13 protein-coding genes are annotated in these 17,788 nt (G+C 37.0%); 9 read left to right on the forward strand and 4 right to left on the reverse strand.

From position 1 onward, the window contains the following. Window positions 1-9: 9 nt before the first annotated feature. Window positions 10-2,541: a bifunctional lysylphosphatidylglycerol flippase/synthetase MprF gene (gene mprF, locus IGL49_RS03830; RefSeq protein ID WP_104854874.1), complete on the reverse strand. Its 2,532-nt coding sequence runs from the start codon at window positions 2,539-2,541 to the stop codon at window positions 10-12. Continuing rightward, entirely contained in the window at window positions 2,538-3,272 is a 735-nt protein-coding gene (locus IGL49_RS03835; protein WP_104854875.1) for an alpha/beta fold hydrolase, read from the reverse strand. Before IGL49_RS03835 ends, mprF begins: the two co-directional genes overlap by 4 nt. Window positions 3,273-3,448: 176 nt before the next feature. Here IGL49_RS03835 and IGL49_RS03840 point away from each other — a divergent pair, with 176 nt between their 5' ends. Next, the gene (locus tag IGL49_RS03840; RefSeq protein ID WP_104854876.1) at window positions 3,449-4,033 is read left to right on the forward strand and encodes a hypothetical protein; all 585 of its coding nucleotides are present in this window, start codon (window positions 3,449-3,451) and stop codon (window positions 4,031-4,033) included. A 22-nt stretch (window positions 4,034-4,055) separates the two neighbouring features. Next, the gene (locus IGL49_RS03845) at window positions 4,056-5,111 is read left to right on the forward strand and encodes an endonuclease/exonuclease/phosphatase family protein (protein ID WP_104854877.1); all 1,056 of its coding nucleotides are present in this window, start codon (window positions 4,056-4,058) and stop codon (window positions 5,109-5,111) included. 48 nt (window positions 5,112-5,159) lie between these two features. Here the strand turns inward: IGL49_RS03845 and IGL49_RS03850 are convergent, their stop codons facing one another. Further along, a complete protein-coding gene (locus IGL49_RS03850; protein WP_104854878.1) occupies window positions 5,160-7,397 on the reverse strand; it encodes an ATP-binding cassette domain-containing protein in 2,238 nt (745 codons plus the stop codon). Between the two features lie 161 nt (window positions 7,398-7,558). On the opposite strand from IGL49_RS03850, the gene IGL49_RS03855 reads away from it, so the two are divergent. From IGL49_RS03855 to IGL49_RS03875, 5 genes are all read left to right on the forward strand, one after another. Further along, complete coding sequence (locus IGL49_RS03855) at window positions 7,559-9,916, forward strand: amidase family protein (RefSeq protein WP_438748971.1); 2,358 nt, start codon at window positions 7,559-7,561, stop codon at window positions 9,914-9,916. Window positions 9,917-10,237: 321 nt separating this feature from the next. Next, the gene (locus tag IGL49_RS03860; RefSeq protein ID WP_104854879.1) at window positions 10,238-10,882 is read left to right on the forward strand and encodes a DUF4767 domain-containing protein; all 645 of its coding nucleotides are present in this window, start codon (window positions 10,238-10,240) and stop codon (window positions 10,880-10,882) included. A gap of 109 nt (window positions 10,883-10,991) precedes the next feature. Next, complete coding sequence (gene ndk, locus IGL49_RS03865; RefSeq protein ID WP_174128039.1) at window positions 10,992-11,402, forward strand: nucleoside-diphosphate kinase; 411 nt, start codon at window positions 10,992-10,994, stop codon at window positions 11,400-11,402. A 152-nt stretch (window positions 11,403-11,554) separates the two neighbouring features. Continuing rightward, the gene (gene aspD, locus IGL49_RS03870) at window positions 11,555-13,165 is read left to right on the forward strand and encodes an aspartate 4-decarboxylase (protein WP_104854880.1); all 1,611 of its coding nucleotides are present in this window, start codon (window positions 11,555-11,557) and stop codon (window positions 13,163-13,165) included. Window positions 13,166-13,307: 142 nt separating this feature from the next. Continuing rightward, a complete protein-coding gene (locus tag IGL49_RS03875) occupies window positions 13,308-14,393 on the forward strand; it encodes a hypothetical protein (protein ID WP_104854881.1) in 1,086 nt (361 codons plus the stop codon). Window positions 14,394-14,507: 114 nt separating this feature from the next. Here the strand turns inward: IGL49_RS03875 and IGL49_RS03880 are convergent, their stop codons facing one another. Further along, complete coding sequence (locus tag IGL49_RS03880; protein ID WP_002355941.1) at window positions 14,508-15,311, reverse strand: Cof-type HAD-IIB family hydrolase; 804 nt, start codon at window positions 15,309-15,311, stop codon at window positions 14,508-14,510. Window positions 15,312-15,516: 205 nt separating this feature from the next. On the opposite strand from IGL49_RS03880, the gene IGL49_RS03885 reads away from it, so the two are divergent. Beyond that, window positions 15,517-16,092 (forward strand): DUF1361 domain-containing protein, encoded by a 576-nt coding sequence (locus IGL49_RS03885; protein WP_164982967.1) that lies wholly within the window; start codon window positions 15,517-15,519, stop codon window positions 16,090-16,092. 151 nt (window positions 16,093-16,243) lie between these two features. Continuing rightward, window positions 16,244-17,650, forward strand: a complete 1,407-nt coding sequence (locus IGL49_RS03890) for an NCS2 family permease (protein ID WP_104855358.1) — start codon at window positions 16,244-16,246, stop codon at window positions 17,648-17,650. Window positions 17,651-17,788: the final 138 nt, after the last annotated feature.

Below are 17,788 nucleotides of genomic sequence, written 5' to 3' on the forward strand. Positions count from 1 at the left end.
TTCTTTTTGTTAGTCAATATTTTTTTGATCGACAATGAGTAAAGCAATCATCACGTAGACAATCCAGCTACTTTTAGAATAAAGTGTATAGCGTGGTTGCCATTTGCTAGCAAATTTTTCCTTGTACTCGCGTAATCCTTGGAAGGAGTAAATTTCCGAGCCAAATTCATAAATTAACGCTGCAATTCGTTCTTGAATAAAACTTTTTCTTGATTGACCAACGTTGGCTAACGGAGCCATCCCTAAATTGAAATAATGAATATTTTCTGTTTTCATATATTCAAATAAATGAATAAACAAGAAATCCATACTTCCAGATGGGGCTTTTTCTTTATGGTGACGCATCAAGTCGATGGTACCAACTTCATTTGTGTAACTAGGAATGATGTTAGCGAAAGAAACCATTTCTCCTTCGGCATTTCGTACAACAGCAATTGGGTTTCTTTGAAGATAAGCTTCATCGAAAAATCCCAGTGAAAAGCCTTTTTCTTTTCGATTGTTTAACCAACTATCCGAAATGGCTTTTAATTCGTGCATTTGTTCGGCACTAAAAGGAGGTTGGAGTACGTCAAATGAATAGCCGGCTTTGGTAATTTTATTAAACACTGCGCGGGTACCTTTGAATTTTTTTCCAGACATCGTAAATGTTTCTAGATTAACTAAGGCTTCTTCGCCCATTTTGATAAATTCGTAGCCGTATTCGTGTAATAACATCACGCTGTCTTCATTGGTTTCGTAAAAGACGGGTACATAGCCGAAATGATCTGTTTCTTTAAGGAATGCATCAATTGCCGCAGGAAAATCTTCTTTGTTCCCAGAAGGGTTGCCCATCACAACACATTTATTATTAATGGTGTTGAATTGTAAAAAGACAGTTGGTTCTTCTTTGGGATATAAGAAAACCTGTTTATCATGAAGAAAGACAAGTTCACTGTCAATATTCCCGCCATAAGTTGTTAGGATATTATGCAAGATACTATCTTCTGGAAACTCACCAACTTGGTGTTTTTTCCCTTGAAGGTAGCGAACAAATAGAAAGTTAAAACTCATAACTAAGAGGATAGCAATAAATCCTGACAACCAGATCCGCTCTGAAGGGAACAAGAAAAATTCCACAAAATGATGACGATGATGTGGGAAGTTCGGTAAATTATAAACACCAATGACTAGGTATAACAAGGTCAACAAGCCAAAAATAAACCCATCAATCGTCATCCACTCCCAAGAGTAAACCAGTTGTTCACGGTACAATTCTGATTTTGAAAAAATAACGATAAATAATAAAATAGCTAAATAGAAAATGGAAAACATACTAAAGTCAACCACAAATGAATACAAGATAGCACCAATTAATAAAATAATCGTTGGATAATAGGCTCTTTTAACACGATCAGCAATCCCACGTCCCATAATTAATAATGCAAAGCCTAGCACAATACTCGGAATTTGAATAATAATATGTGAACGGAAGGGGTTAATATCTCTTAACCAATGCACTTGAGTGAAGGCTTCTGGAATAGTGGCTAAGAGCACCATCATAATTCCTGAAAAATAAAGTAAAATCACTTCTAGCTTGTGGGCAATTTCCAAAGTAATTTGTTTCAATAATTGACGATAATGAGTATCTAACTTTTGGCTCAAGTGTTTTGTAAAGAACAAACAGCCAATTAAGAAAGGAATAATATAATAGAATAAGCGATAGAGCAATAACCACAAAACAATAATTTCACGATCGACACCTAAGTTGCTTAGTCCTAAAATCATCATAACATCAAAACTACCTAAAGCCCCTGGAATCATCGAAGCAATCCCAATAATCGAAGCTGCTACATATAAAGGAACAATATCAATTAAAGGAATCGGCACATCCAATAAGTAACCAATACTAATAAAGGTAATTAAAACACCTGTCCATTCTAAAAACGAAGAAACAACTAAAGATAAGCGATTTTTAGCATCGAGGTTACCAAAGGAACTATTTTTTTGGAAATGTAAAATAAGATAAAGTAATGGGAAATAAAGACCACCACCTAATAACCAAATCCAATATTGCTGTAAATAAGCCATCTTTGGATCGAACTGAACAAGGAAAAAGCACAGAATACTATAAATAGATAGACCGGATAACACAAAAAGTAAAATATGGGTTAACGCAGGTAAAATTTTCTTTTCCTCTGTTTTATTTCCATAAAATTCAGAACGAAGTCCCATGCTGACCAAACCACCGAACCCACCAACATTATTAATTGTATTGACAATCCAGCTAGATTCAAGGAGTTCCCGTTTTGAGACTTTCAAGTTTAAAATGCGATTTAATGTTAAGTCATAATTTAGCATCGGAGTAACGGAAACTAAACCGATAACCATCATCAATAACAATTTCCATAGCGGAATCTCATCAAAAATCTGTTTTAATTGTTCAAATGAGATTGTCTTACCAATTGATAAAAGTTGGGCAACAACAATAATTGAGACCGCAATAACAAACAGTGTTTTTAGTAATCCTGTATGTGTTTTGATCCAATGAATAATTTGTTTCATTTAGACACCTTCATTTCCTTCAAGAATTTTTCGATTGTTTTATTAAAAATATCTGGTGAGTTTTTGGCAAATAAATGGCCCTGTTTATTTACCAAGACCAATTTGCCAGCAGGAATGGCATCAGCAATCGCACGTGAATGGGAAAGTGCAATTAAATCTCGACTGCCCGTAATAACAAGAGTAGGACAGGGGATGTGTTCTAAATCTTCTTTTGTCAGTCCAGTATCTTCAAATAACAGAGCCACGATAGGGAGCCGTGCGCGCAATTTTTTTGAAAAGAAAGCACCAATACGACTAAACCAATATTGAAAATAGGTGGCGATTGTTACATATTTTTTTAGACCAGACATAGTGACATTTCCAGAATTTAAGACGAGTTTGTTGACGAAATCAGGATATAAATGGGTAAAAACCATGGCAATATTTGCTCCGTCACTAAAGCCCAATAAATTAATTTTTGCTAAGTGTTCTTGTTGAATAATCCCAGCTAAATCTTCTGCCAAAAGCGGAAAAGTTAATTGACTTTGTGTATTGGTGGAACGTCCATGTCCGCGGGTATCCACCGCAATAACTTGATACTCCTTGGAGAAATAAGAAATTTGATAATTAAAAAAAGTATGATCATTGCCATTACCATGAAGTAACACAAGGGGGTAATTTGTTTTTTTGCCAAAAATTTGATAAAAAATTTGACTGCCATCTATTGTTTGAAAATATTTTTCTATTGCCATTCTCCGTCACCTATCTCATCTATAATCAATCGAGTCCTCTCTCATTATAGAGTCTTTTGTCTTTTTTTTGTAATAAAAAACAGAAAATTTTCCGAACAGTTTTGTAAGGTGCTGTAATATAGTGTGATATAGTAGAAGATAGCCACCTAAAAATTAGGCTAGAGGAGGGAAAGTTGATGTCTTTAATCGTTTTAATTGGTGCCCAAGCTGTCGGGAAAATGACCGTTGGCAAGGCTTTAGAAAAGCAGTTAGATGCTAAATTACTATTTAATCATCAAACCATTGACTTATTTGCAAACTATCTTGGGTATACGGAACGTGCGTTTCAATTGTCTGATTCCGTTAGAAAGGAACTTTTTCATGCCTTTGTAGAAAATCCAGCCACAAATACAACAAAAAACATTATTTTTACAGTGGTGATTGCTTTTGATCAAGAACAGGATTTTCAATTTTTAGAAGAAATATCAGAAATTTTTCTTAATAAACATGAATCCGTCTATTTCGTCGAACTCGTCTCTTCAACAGAAATCCGCCTAGAACGAAATGTTCATCCAGAGCGGCTAGAGGCAAAACCTTCAAAACGCGATGTCGATTTTTCTCGAAAAGAATTACTCAATACCTTCAAAGAACATCGGTTAGTAAGCCACGAAGGTGAACTAGAAAGTACATTTCCAAATGTAAAAATAACGAAAGTAAATAATTCAAACATGACACCAGAAGAAGTAGCAACGAAGATAATTGCTACTTTTGGTTTGACATAATCGGAAAGGAACATCGGAACCAATGAAAAAGTTTTTTAAATATCTCGGTAGCTTGATTGTCCTTCTTCTAAGCATAGCTTTAATTTTGATAGGATATTTAACCTTCCGAGAGTTTCGACCACGAGCGGTTGAACCAGTTGCTATAAATAAAAATTTTTCAGAAAAAACCATTGAAAAAAAGCAACCCATTTCTTTAGTCACGTATAACATAGGCTATGCTGGTCTAGGACAAACAGAAGATTTTTTTATGGATGGTGGCAAAACTGTTCAACCAGTTAATAAGGCAATGATCCAACAGAATTTAACAGGCATTGAAGAAACCTTAAAAGAATTACCAGCGATGATTTACTTATTACAAGAAGTCGATCGTCGCTCGCAGCGTTCCTATGAAGTCAATCAAGAGCAAGAATTACAAAAACAACTGCAGCTGAACAGCGTATTTGCTTATAATTTTAAGGTAGATTATGTGCCCATTCCTTGGCCGCCGATTGGACGAGTAGAAAGTGGTTTATTAACATTAACCAATGAAAAAATAACAGAGGCTAAACGAATTGCTTTACCCAATCCCTTTCGTTGGCCCGTTAGCATTAGTAACTTAAAACGAGCGCTTCTAGAAACGCGTTTTCCAATTGAAGGCACAGACAAAGAATTAGTGGTTTTTAACTTACATTTGGAAGCCTATGACAATGGGAAAGGGAAGATTGCTCAAAGTAAAAAGTTAGCTGACGTATTATCCCAAGAATACGCTAAAGGAAACTACGTAATTGCTGGAGGTGACTTTAATCAAGTTTTCAAAGGCAGTCATCGATATCCTAACCTAGGGGAAGCTGGTTGGGTACCAGGAGAAATTGATCCTGCAGACTTACCCAAACATTTTTCACTTGCTTATGATGATCAACAGCCGACTGTGCGGGTGCTTAACAAACCTTACACTGGCTCTTATGAAACATCCCAAGTGTATGTAATTGATGGCTTTATTGTTTCTGATAACGTGGCTGTTCATAGCGTGAAAACAAAGGACGAACAATTTAAATATACAGATCACCAACCTGTGAAGATGGAAGTTGGGTTGAAATAGAAAAAGTACAAACGGTGCTTGTTGTTTGCACCATTTGTACTTTTTATTTTACAGATAGCCTTTAGTAATAGAATGAGTGGAATTTAGCATATTTGCTGGCGTTCCTGTAAAAAGAAGCTGTCCGCCTTTTTCTCCACCTTCGGGACCTATTTCAATTAACCAGTCGGCACTTTTAATCACATCAATGTGATGTTCTAATAAAATTAAGCTGTTTCCTTCTTCTACCATTCGATTGAAAAGTTGAATACTTTGTTGGATATCAATTAAGTGTAAACCATCTGTAGGTTCATCCATTAAATAGATAACCTTTTTTTGGTGAAGTGTGTCTGCTAATTTTACCCTTTGCAATTCGCCGCCGGATAATGTTGAGAGCGATTGATTGAGTTTAAGGTAGCTTAAACCAACTTCCAGTAAATTTTTTAATGAAAGAGCAAAAGCCTGGTCTTTGAAAAAATCATAGCCATCTTTAACGCTTAAAGCTAGTACTTCAACGATATTTTTTCCTTTATATAGATACTGAAGCACCTCTTCTTTGTAACGCGTTCCGTGACAGGTTTCGCAAACGCTAGTAACATCCTCCATAAAAGACATATCGGAGACAATTATTCCTTTGCCCTTACAAGTAGGACAGGCGCCTTTGGAATTATAGCTAAATAAAGCTGGACTAACATGATTTTCTTCAGCAAATAGCTTGCGGACCTTATCAAAAATATTGAGATAGGTCATTGGCGTGGAGCGTAAATTTGCAGTAATGCTTTTTTGTGAAAGATGAATAATTTCTTGGTTATCAGCTTGTGCTTTTTGATAAATTTCTTCAGCTAATGATGATTTACCTGAACCAGCGACACCACAGATAACAGTCAAAACACCTAAAGGAACTTCGACAGATAGATCTTTTAAATTATGCAGTGTCGCATGTTCGATTGTTAAAGACTTCATTGCTTTTCTTGGTTGGTCGTTTAAAGGGACCGGCTCTTGAAGCGCTTGACTAGTTAAGGTTTTGGAGGCTAAAAATGCGTCATACGTTCCTGAAAACTGGACATGGCCACCATTTTCGCCTGCAAAAGGTCCTATATCGATAATAAAATCAGCTTCTCTAATTAATTGTGGATTGTGTTCCACCAGAACCACGGTGTTTCCTTTATTTTTTAAATTGAGCAATGCGCGACTGATCCGTTCGATGTCCTTTGGGTGTAAGCCGGCACTTGGTTCATCTAAAATATACATAATATCATTTAAGGCGCTGTTTACATATTTAGCAATTTTAATTCGCTGTGCTTCACCACCAGAAAGTGTTTCAGTTGCTCGTCCTAATGTAAGGTAGGAGAGACCGATATTAATTAATGCTTCTAGACGTACAAGCAGCTCTTCTTGAATATTTTTTATTAACGATAGGTCCATTGAACGAATAAAAGAATGTAATTCATTGAGTGGCATGTCAACAGCATCAGCAATACTTTTCTGATTAATTTTACAGCTACGAACACGTTCATTGACTCTACTTCCTAAACAATCAGGACATCTTTTTACGGTAACAAAGTGATTAAGGTATTTTTGATGACGTTTACCCTCGTCTGTATGCAATATGCTACGTTGCATGCGCGGGACGATTCCTTCATACAAAGCTGTATGAGGCCATTCTTTGGGTGGCGTAGCCAGTTTTTGTTGTGGAGCATATAAAAATAATGCTAACTCTTCAGGGGAATAGTCTTTGATTTTTTTATCTAAATCAAATAGACCACTATGGGCATAGCGTTTCCACCGCCAGTTGCCAACTGTAAATGTTGGGAAATCGATAGGGCCTTCGTTTAATGATTTGTCAAAATCAACTAGCTGATGAAGATTGATTTCGGTAATCTTTCCTAAGCCATCACATGTGGGACATTTTCCATCCGGATGATTAAACGAAAAAGTATCTGAATAACCAACAAATGGAGAACCTGCTCGTGAGAACAACAAACGTAAAAACGTATAAATATCTGTATACGTTCCCACTGTCGAACGTGAATTACCTGCTACTTTTTTCTGGTCAATCACGATTGCGACAGGGAGATTCTCGATTTTTTCAACTTCTGGACGACCATATTTGGGTAAATAATTTTGAACAAATGAACTAAATGTATCATTTAATTCGCGACGCGATTCAGCGGCTAATGTGTCAAATACTAAGGAGGACTTTCCCGAACCAGATAGTCCAGTAACAACAGTTAGTTGCTTTTTAGGAATATTGACAGAGATATCCTTCAAATTATTTTGTGTTGCGTGCTTAATTTTAATCCATTCCATTTAAAAACCTCCGTTTCTGTTCTATTTTATCATATAAAAAGAACCTAACCTAAAAGTTGACTACAGAAATTTTTAAGAGAACTTTACTTTTTAATCGCTTTCATTTATGCTATGAGTAATACAGATTTTTTATCTGTGTTAATAGATAAAGGATGTGACTTATGAAGAAGTCAATTTTGTTCAAAAAGTTAGGGATTATTTTATTAATTAGCCAAACACTGGTAGGGGTACCAATGCTGGCACAAGAAAGTATATTAGAAACAACCATTCAAACAGAGACGAAACCAGCAACAACAGAAACCAGCGAGACTGTAGCTAGCTTGGAATCTGAAACTACTAGCCAAGCGGTGATACAGGAAAAAGAATCCGCTTCGTCCATCGCGGAAAGCAGTAGCAAAAGTGTGGTTGCAGTAACCACTGAAATCACAAATGAGATACAAAATAGTGATACAGCTGAAAAAGCTGTTTCTGCAGAGAATGTTTTTTCAGAAACAGATTATAAACAAGCAACTGCACTGGAGTTAGCAACTTTAGTAAGAGAAAAAAAGGTGACGAGCGAAGAATTAGTAAAAATTGCGTTGGCCATCACTAAACGTGAAAATCCTACATTAAATGCGGTCATTACTTTACGAGAAGAAGCGGCTTTGACAGAAGCAAAAGCTTTACAAGATACAGGTCAACCATTTCTAGGTGTGCCGCTCTTACTAAAAGGGTTAGGACAATCCTTGAAAGGTGAAAGTAACACGAACGGTTTTGGTTTTCTCCAAGATCAAGTAGCTGGTGGGACATCGACCTTTGTCAAAGCGCTACAAAATGCTGGATTCATAATCATTGGTCAAACGAATTATCCAGAATTAGGTTGGAAGAATATTTCAGATTCGAAGTTATATGGCGTTTCCGTCAATCCATGGAATCCTAACCATTATTCAGGTGGTTCTTCAGGCGGAGCGGGTGCTAGTGTCGCCGCGGCATTTGTTCCCATTGCTTCTGGAAGTGATGCTGGTGGCTCTATCCGCATCCCTGCTTCTTGGACAGGCACCGTAGGCTTGAAACCTTCTAGAGGAGTAATCATTGGTAATTCTAATAGTACAAAAGGTCAAACTGTTCACTTTGGTTTAAGTCGAACCGTGGCGGATACAAGTGCATTATTTGAAACCTTATTAATCAAAAAAGATCTTCCTGCGGGACATTTAAGTCAAGCGCAACCCATTGCTTATACAACAGAATCCCCTGCCGGAACACCTGTAAGTGCCGAAGCAAAAGAGGCGGTCGCTGAAGCTGTTGCTTTTTTAAAAGACCAAGGGTACACATTGGTTGAAGTGAAGCACCCTGTTGATGGGGAACGTCTAATGAAAAATTATTATACTGTAGCTGCTGGCTCAGCAGGAATTGCCGATTTTATGGCGCGGCAGAAATTGAAAAGACCGCTTGAACGAAATGATGTAGAACTGTTAACATGGGCGCTTTTTCAAACAGGAAAAAATATAACGAGTGAAGAGACAACTGCGGCTTGGACAGATATTGCTTTACAAGCACAAAAGATGGACGAATTTTATCAACAGTATCCTATCTTATTAACACCAACGACAGCTGCCACGGCACCTAGTATTGATAATCCGTTACTAAAGCCAGAACATGCAGCCCAGATGGAAAGAATTGATCAATTGTCACCAGCAGAACAAAAACAATTGATTTATGACCAATGGCTGACGGCGTTCACATATACACCGTTTACACAACAAGCAAATTTATTTGGACATCCAGCATTAAGTGTACCAACTTACGTTTCAAAAGAAGGACTGCCTTTGGGGATTCAATTTAATAGTGCATTAAATGAAGACCGAACATTGCTACAATTAGGTGCTTTATTTGAAAATAACCACAAGATAAATCAACCACATCTAGAAGAACCAGAAAAAGACAAAGACCCAGATGCAAGCGGCGAACCAGACAAAGACAAAGAGCCAAATGCAAGCGGCGAACCAGACAAAGACAAAGAGCCAAATGCAAGTGGCGAACCAGACAAAGACAAAGAGCCAAATGCAAGTGGCGAACCAGAAAAAAACAAAGAACCAGATACAAGTGGCGAACCAGATAAAGATAAAGAAACAAAAACAAGTGAAGGACCAATCGAAGGAAAAGATCAAAACCAAAACCAAAACCAAAACCAAAACCAAAACCAAAACCAAAACCAAAACCAAAACCAAAACCAAAACCAAAACCAAAACCAAAACCAAAACCAAAACCAAAACCAAAACCAAAACCCAGACAAAGCTGAAAAAACTACTAGTGAGTCATCCTTAGATAATTCGCTGAATTCATCAGCAAAACAGGGGATCAAATCAACAGAGAGTACGCATGCTTTTTCTAATAAAAGCATGGTTGGGAAACAAGATCAGCTTCCCAAAAAAGTATTACCCAAAGCAGGTGCAGAAGTACCGAGTACTTTCTGGATTGTTTTAGGGGGAGCTTTCTTAGTAACGAGTGGAACGATTTATATAAGAAGAACTAGAAAATAATAACCAGTGAAGGCTGGAGACAATTTGGAATAAATTGTCTCCAGCCTTTTTTCTTTGGTATACTAAAACCAAGAGAGAAATGAGGCGAAAGCAATGAGGGCGTTTGAGAAGATTCCAGAGTTTCAGCAATGGCAAAAAGTTGAAGCTATTCACCGTGGTTGGTCAACGGATTTAAAGTTACCAAAAATCAAGAGATCTTTACTAGAGGACTATAATTGTGGAGAATTATTAGTTCCCAAATGGTTTTCAACTATCCAAAGAAAGGGATTGAGATTTTAGGCTTGTTTCGATAGAATAAAAATAAAAACAGGAGTTTAAGGAATGAAACTAAACGGGATTATTATGATAGTAGTTGTTGGAAACGTTTTATCTAGCTGTGGTTGGCAAAAATCAAAAGAGGAATCACAGAAAGTACAAACACACAATGTAAATACTGAAGAAACAAGAGCGATTTCAGCAACCAAAGTTAGTCAAACCACGGCGTTGGAATTAGAGCAAACAACGCAAACGCAAGAATTAACTGAATTAGTTACAGAAGAAGGGACGATTTGGAATCAGCAAAAAGCAAAACAGTTAGGACAATACATGGAAACCTGGGGCCAAGAACGCAATCAGAACTATCAAGCATACCAACCAGGTCACTCTGTAGCTTTTTACACGATTCAAGTGCCTGATGATTTATTGAGTTATGAACCTAAATTACAACCAGCTATTGGGAACAATCCCATTTGGTTAAATTGGTCAGAAACAGGCAGCGAAGGGGGTTATTGTCTGGTGGCAGTATACTCTGACAGTGCGACACAAGTTGCCCAGAAGCATGTCTATCTATTTACTTTAGTGAATGGTGAAGCCAAAGTCTATGTGAGTAAAGAACAGCCAGTAGCGGAGCAACCTTATTTTCTTTTAAAAGAAACAAGTAATACAGAACTGAAAGAACAATTCACAAACCTTGTGCATAATCTTTAATTTTTTATTTAATCAAAAGGAAAAGAAAATTTATCATTGACAAAGTATCCGCTTTCATTTTATTCTGTAGCTACCCCTTGGGAAGGGGCAAAAGGAAGTTTTGAAAGGGATGAAAAAAATGAAGGAAACAAGTTTAGTAATTATTAAGCCAGATGGCGTTGAACGGAAGTTAGTTGGCAAAATCATTCAACGTTTTGAAGATAAAGGTATTGACTTATTGCACCTTAAATTCGAACGACTAACAGTAGAAACAGTGAAGGAACATTATGAGCATTTAAAAGATGAACTATTTTTCCCTGAATTATTAGCCTATATGACAAGTGGCCCAGTGGTTGTGATGGTCGTTGTAGGGGACAATGTGGTTAAAAAAGTACGTAAATTAGTTGGAGCAACGAATCCGTTAGATGCTGAAAGTGGCACCTTACGAGCGGATTATGGGTTGTCAGTCACCAAAAATTTAATCCATGCTTCTGCCTCTGTTCAATCAGCAAAAATTGAAATGCAACGGTTCTTTGGTTAATCAGCAAAAAAGAAACAATTCTTTATTTTTTATAAAGGATTGTTTCTTTTTTATTAATTGTCAGAATATTCCACTTAAATGGTTGACATTTGGAGGTAGAAGAGTAGTATAGACTACATACTAAATGACTGCATGTGTTTCAGGAGGATAAAATGATAACCAGTGATGAATTGACAGAAAACCTTAGTCCGTTTGAATTAAGTCTATTTTTAGAGAAAAAATTACATGAAGAAAATCATAATTTAGAAACATTGCTAAATGCAGGGCGAGGCAATCCTAATTGGACAGCGCCAACACCAAGGGAAGCCTTTTTTTTATTAGGTCAATTTGCTACAAAAGAAACGTTAAGAGAGGGGAGCGAACAAACGGCTGGTATGATTCAGCCAAGTTTTGGTAGAACGCAACGCTTCTTAAACTTTTTAGCAGAAAATCCTAGCAAAGGGGCAACCTTCTTACAAGAAATTTGGACAGCAGAGCATAACTATTTTGGGATGGATAAGGAAATGTGGTTAGATGCCATGTTAGACTATGTGATTGGGGATAATTATCCGAATCCTGTTCGTTGCTTGAAGGCGTGTGAACAACCGATTAAAGCATATTTAAATCAAGAATTATTTTCCAGCGAAGCACAACCGTTTGATATTTTTGCCGTTGAAGGTGGTACAGCAGGGATTTGTTACTTGTTTGATACGTTGGCAAATAATTATTTACTAGAAAAAGGTGATCGTATTGCGTTGTTATTGCCAACGTTTGCTCCTTATCTAGAAATTCCAGAACTACCACGTTATGATTTTGACGTGGTTAAAATCAAAGCAGAGCAAATGATTATTGATGGAAAAACGACGTATCAATACTCAAACAAGGAAATTGATAAACTAAAAGACCCGTCCATCAAAGCGGTTTTTGTCGTAAATCCCAGCAATCCAACTGCCAATGCTATGGGAAAACCTACCATTGAACAAATCAAACAAATCGTTGCAGTGGATAACCCTAAGTTAATGATTTTAACAGATGACGTTTACGGAACCTTTGTGCCAGCTTTCCGTTCACTATTTACGGAGTTACCTTATAATACAGCCTGTATCTATTCTTATTCTAAATACTTTGGTGCTACCGGTTGGCGTGTGGGGACCATTGCGGTCAGCCAAGAGAACATCTTTGACCAATTATTAAAAGAATTGCCAGTGGCTCGAAAAATGGAATTACAGGCACGTTATGCTACATTGAATGCAGACACAAGCCAAATTAATTTTATCAGTCGCTTAGTCGCAGACAGCCGCGATATTGCGTTGAACCATGCAGCGGGACTTTCTTCTATTCAGCAAGCGATGATGGCTTTATTTAGTTTGTATGCTTTGTTAAAAGACGGTCAAGCATATAAAGACGAAGTGATGGATATTTGTCATACGCGTGAAAAGCTCTTGTTCCGCACCTTAGGTATTGAAGAGCCTTTAGCAAGTTTAAATACAGCATACTATTGTGAAATTAACTTTAGAGACTGGACAGAAAAACGTTATGGCCCAGAATTTTCAAGTTATTTAACGAAATCGTGGACGATTACAAAAGTATTAACCTCGTTAGCAGAAAAAGAAAAATTAATGCTTTTAAAAGCGGATGCTTTCGGGAGTGACAAATGGTCAGTTCGAATTTCTTTAGCCAATTTAGCGACTAACCAATATAGTGAAGTTGGTAAACGAATGATTCGCCTATCTGAACACATCAAAGAAGAGTGGTTGCGCCAAAAGCGCCAAACCATTAAATAAAAAAACGCTAAGTCTCTTAAGATGCAGGAGGCTTAGCGTTTTTGTTTATTATTTATTCATTTTTCCGTTAGTTTTGGTTTATAAATGTTTGCTACACTGGAGATAAGAGGAAATTAAGCGTTTATAAAAAGGAGAGAAGTGAATGAAACATATTAAAGGAATGTTGGTTTTTATCGGATTATTTATTTGGGTTGGTTGTGCGCCAGATCAAGAGCCAACGAAACAAACCACAAGTGGCCCGCAAGAGACAAAGCAAGTGAAGCAAGTTACCGTCACCAATCAAACAACTTCTGCGGTGGAAAAACAAGCGCCAACTAAAAATGAAGAACTGATTGCTAATCAATTGACTTTTGATTCTCATGAATACACGTACGAAGTGGTTACAGGTGCCACGCAAACGACATTTGGGACCACCCCACCAGCCAAATATACCCCAGAAGAAAAAAAGGAAAAAATGTTTTGGTCCAATCAACCGCCATTGGGATTAATGACGGGCAACTATTATAGAAATGAAGGTGTATTTACTGGCGGAAATTACGGCATTGTAGAGATTGTTACGGAACCTGAAACGCACCGGATTCTAAATGTTGAGTTTACAGAGTTTGCTAGTGACCCTTATTATGATACACGCTATTCGGGTGTCAACAAACGTCTGTCGGATTATCCTGAATTTCAAGCAAGCAACACGCGCACAGACGATACGTTAGTCACCGTTGTTAATGGTATTACTTATGTAGAAAAACAAATGCGTGACGAAAATCGTGTCACAGGTAATTTTTATACTGTACGTGGTTCATCAACTTCTGCGCGTGAAGGATTGATGCCTTTAGCAGCAGAGATGGCTACTTGGCTAAAAGAGCCATCGAAAGAAACGTATATCGGTTACGCAGAAGATTTAGGCAATGGCCTAATCGGTCGACTTCAAGTGATAACAGAAGAGCAGAAAATAAAACATGTCAGCTATGATGAATACTTTTCGGATGAACAGGAAAAAATCACAGAAACAGCTCTGCGGCCTTTTTATCGTCAATCGAAATATTATTCACCAGGATACAATAAACAAACCAACAATGCTTTTATTCATTTTGTAGATGCACTAACAAAGGCCATTACGACACAACAAACTCTATCCGTTAACGAAGAACAAGAGCTACAGCATCCGTCTTTTACTACTTATCAAAGATTGGCTGAAAAAATCAGCACGTTTCAAAATTCATTGAAGGAATAAAAAAACGAAAGTGGGGCATAAGTCGTTTCGACTTATGCCCCACTTTCGTCATCTTAAGATTAACAGCTAAACCAAAGCGAGTTCTTTTTAAAGAAATACTATTGTCTTAGCCTTTTATAGATCTAAATAATTTTCTAAGTAATCTGCTAAACCATCTTGATCATTTGTTTTTTCAGTGACATCGTTGGCTACGGATTTAATTTTATCCGTGGCATTGTTCATAGCAACACCCCAACCAGCATAACTTAACATTTCTTCGTCATTATGTTCATCGCCAAAAGCAATGATATCAGCTGGTTTGACAGATAAAAAGTTTGCCACTTGGTCAACGCCATGGGCTTTTTGAATTCCTTTTGCGACCATTTCTAAAATAGGCATTGGACCGCCCCAGGTACGGACATCAATATAATCGCCATATTGTTTTGTCAATGTATCAGCAACTTTTTCAGCTTGGTTTGGTGTGGTCCGAACCATCATTGAGGTAGGATTTGTTCGTAAATTTTTAGCAGTAAGTAAATTATCTAAGGTTGCTTTTGAAGCAAAAAATTTCGGATCGAATCCATCTAACGTATCAATATAAAATGTTTCTTTGTTTTCAGCAGCAACAAAATCTAATTGTAATTCTTTTTTCTGTGCCAAAATGTCAAAGACTAGGTCACGTTCAATATTGGCTTCGCTTTCCAAGTCCCACTTTTTCTCTGGAATGTGGACTAAAGCGCCGTTAAAGTTAACCATAGGGGTCGTTAGGCCAAGTTGTTGGTAAAATTGATGACTCATTCTATAGGGACGTCCAGTAGCAATACTGACGTAATGACCGTTGTCAATCGCTTTTTTTAGTGTTTGTTCGGTTTTTGGACTGATTAAAGACTGTGCATTTAATGTTGTGCCGTCTAAATCAATAGCAATTAATTTTTTCAAGTAAAAATTCCTCCTAAATGCCTTTTACTCAGTCTAGCATAAAACCGAAGATTATCAAGGGGAGAAGCATGTTCATTTATAAGGTTTAAAAAAAAGCTTAAGAAGTATGCTACACTAAAATAAACCGTTTGGAAAAGGAGCGCAGAGTATCTTGAGAAATTCTAGAAATTATTTACGAGTGATCACCTTAATCTATTGTATCTATATGTGGTTATTTGCTACGCATTTTCATTTTATGGCGTTGAACGTGTTGTTAGCCTATATTCCAATTGAACTTAGTTATCTTTTAAACGCAGGAAAACGTAAAAGGGATTGGTTGATAGGTTTTGCTTGGTTAATTTTTTATCCTAATGCGCCGTACCTATTTACGGATTTTTTTCATTTAGAAACGCTATCTATTTATCAAGGCTTTAATACGATTTTTGCAAACCAAATTGGTGATTGGTGGGCGTTTGTTTGCTTAACTAGCGGGATTGTTATATATGGGCTTTTAGGGATGAAAACAGTAACAATTGTTAGTCAGAAATTGCAAAGTTATTGCGGCTATAGAACAATTGTAGTCTTTCAAGCCGTCCTTCATTTCTTGTCTGGTTTGGCGATTTATGTTGGACGTTTTGATCGATTACACAGTGTCTATCTTTTTATGAGTCCAATTGAAACAGTGAAAATTATCTTTTTTGATTGGTCCCTTCAAAAATTAATGTTTATTTTATTAATGATGTTTCTACAGATGCTGTTGTTTGGGCTAATCCAATTATTAGGAAAAGAAGAAGCAATGTAAAGCTTTTTCTTTTTTTATATCTGAAAAACACGAACGTTATATAGAAAAGTATATATAATAGTTAATATTTTGTTGTAAAAAGGTAGCGATTCTCTTATAATCAAAGAGTAATTATTCGAAATCATGGATTTTAAGGGAGAGAAGTGCAATTATGAATACGTTTTTCAAATTAAAGGAAAACAAGACAACGGTGTCGACTGAAATAATGGCGGGGGTTACGACCTTTTTTGCAATGAGTTATATTTTATTTGTTAATCCGTCCATTCTTTCAGAAACAGGGATGCCTTTTCAGGCTGTTTTTTTAGCGACCATTATTGCTTCAATCATTGGTACATTAATTATGGGGCTGTTTGCTAATGTACCTTACGCTCAAGCACCGGGAATGGGACTCAATGCTTTCTTCACGTTTACGGTCGTTTTTGGGATGGGGTATACATGGCAACAAGCACTAGCAATGGTTTTTATTTGTGGTTTGATTAATATTTTGATTACAGTGACAAAAATTCGCAAAATGATTATTAAAGCAATTCCAGAGAGTTTACAACATGCTATTGGTGGTGGAATTGGAATTTTCGTCGCTTATGTGGGGCTGAAAAATGCTGGCTTACTGAGTTTCACAGTACAAGCAGAACCTCAAAATGGTGTTGTGAATGGTTCGAGTATCGTGCCTGCTTTAGGAAATTTTGATCATCCAGCCATTATATTGGCGGTGATTGGGTTAGTTTTAACAACGATTTTAGTTGTCACGAATGTTCGCGGCGCGATTTTAATTGGTATTGTGGTTACTACGTTAATCGCAATTCCAATGGGAGTGGTAGATACTGCTTCGGTTGATTGGCATGCTAATTCGCTGGGCAATTCATTTAAAGAATTAGGTACAACTTTTGGCGCTGCTTTTGGTGCTGAGGGCTTACAGTCATTGTTTAGTGATTCTTCAAAAATTCCTCAAGTCTTAATGACCATTATTGCCTTCAGTTTATCAGATACGTTTGATACAATTGGAACATTTATCGGTACGGGACGTCGAACAGGGATCTTCTCTAAAGAAGATGAATTAGCTTTAGAAGATAGTAAGGGCTTCAGCACTAAAATGGACAAAGCTCTATTTGCAGATGCTATTGCAACATCTATCGGTGCGATTTTTGGTACATCGAATACGACAACTTATGTAGAAAGTGCAGCAGGAATCGGTGCAGGTGGTCGAACAGGTTTGACATCGGTAGTGGTAGCAATTCTATTTGCCCTAAGTAGTCTTTTTTCACCACTTATTGCTATTGTGCCAGCACAAGCTACGGCTCCAGCGTTAATTTTAGTGGGAATTATGATGTTAGCTTCTTTCAAAGACATCAATTGGACGGATTTAGAAGATGCGATTCCAGCATTTTTTGCTTCAATTTTCATGGGATTATGTTATAGCATCTCTTATGGGATTGCTGCTGGGTTCATCTTTTATGCAGTGGTGAAAGTAGTCAAAGGGAAAGCCAAAGAAATTTCACCAATTATTTGGGTTATTGATGCGTTGTTTATCTTAAACTTTGTAATCTTGGCTATTTTATAGTAAACAAAAGTGAGGCTGAGATAACAGCGGGTAGCTTCGAAGGTGTTGTATTTGTTCAGCTATTTATTTTAAGCTTAAACGTTAAGGAGTCTGGAAGATTGGTCGTTTTGACTGCTCTTCCAGACTTTTTTTTAAAAG

Source organism: Enterococcus sp. DIV1337a (genome assembly GCF_051712285.1).
GTDB classification, from domain to species: Bacteria; Bacillota; Bacilli; order Lactobacillales; family Enterococcaceae; genus Enterococcus; species Enterococcus faecalis.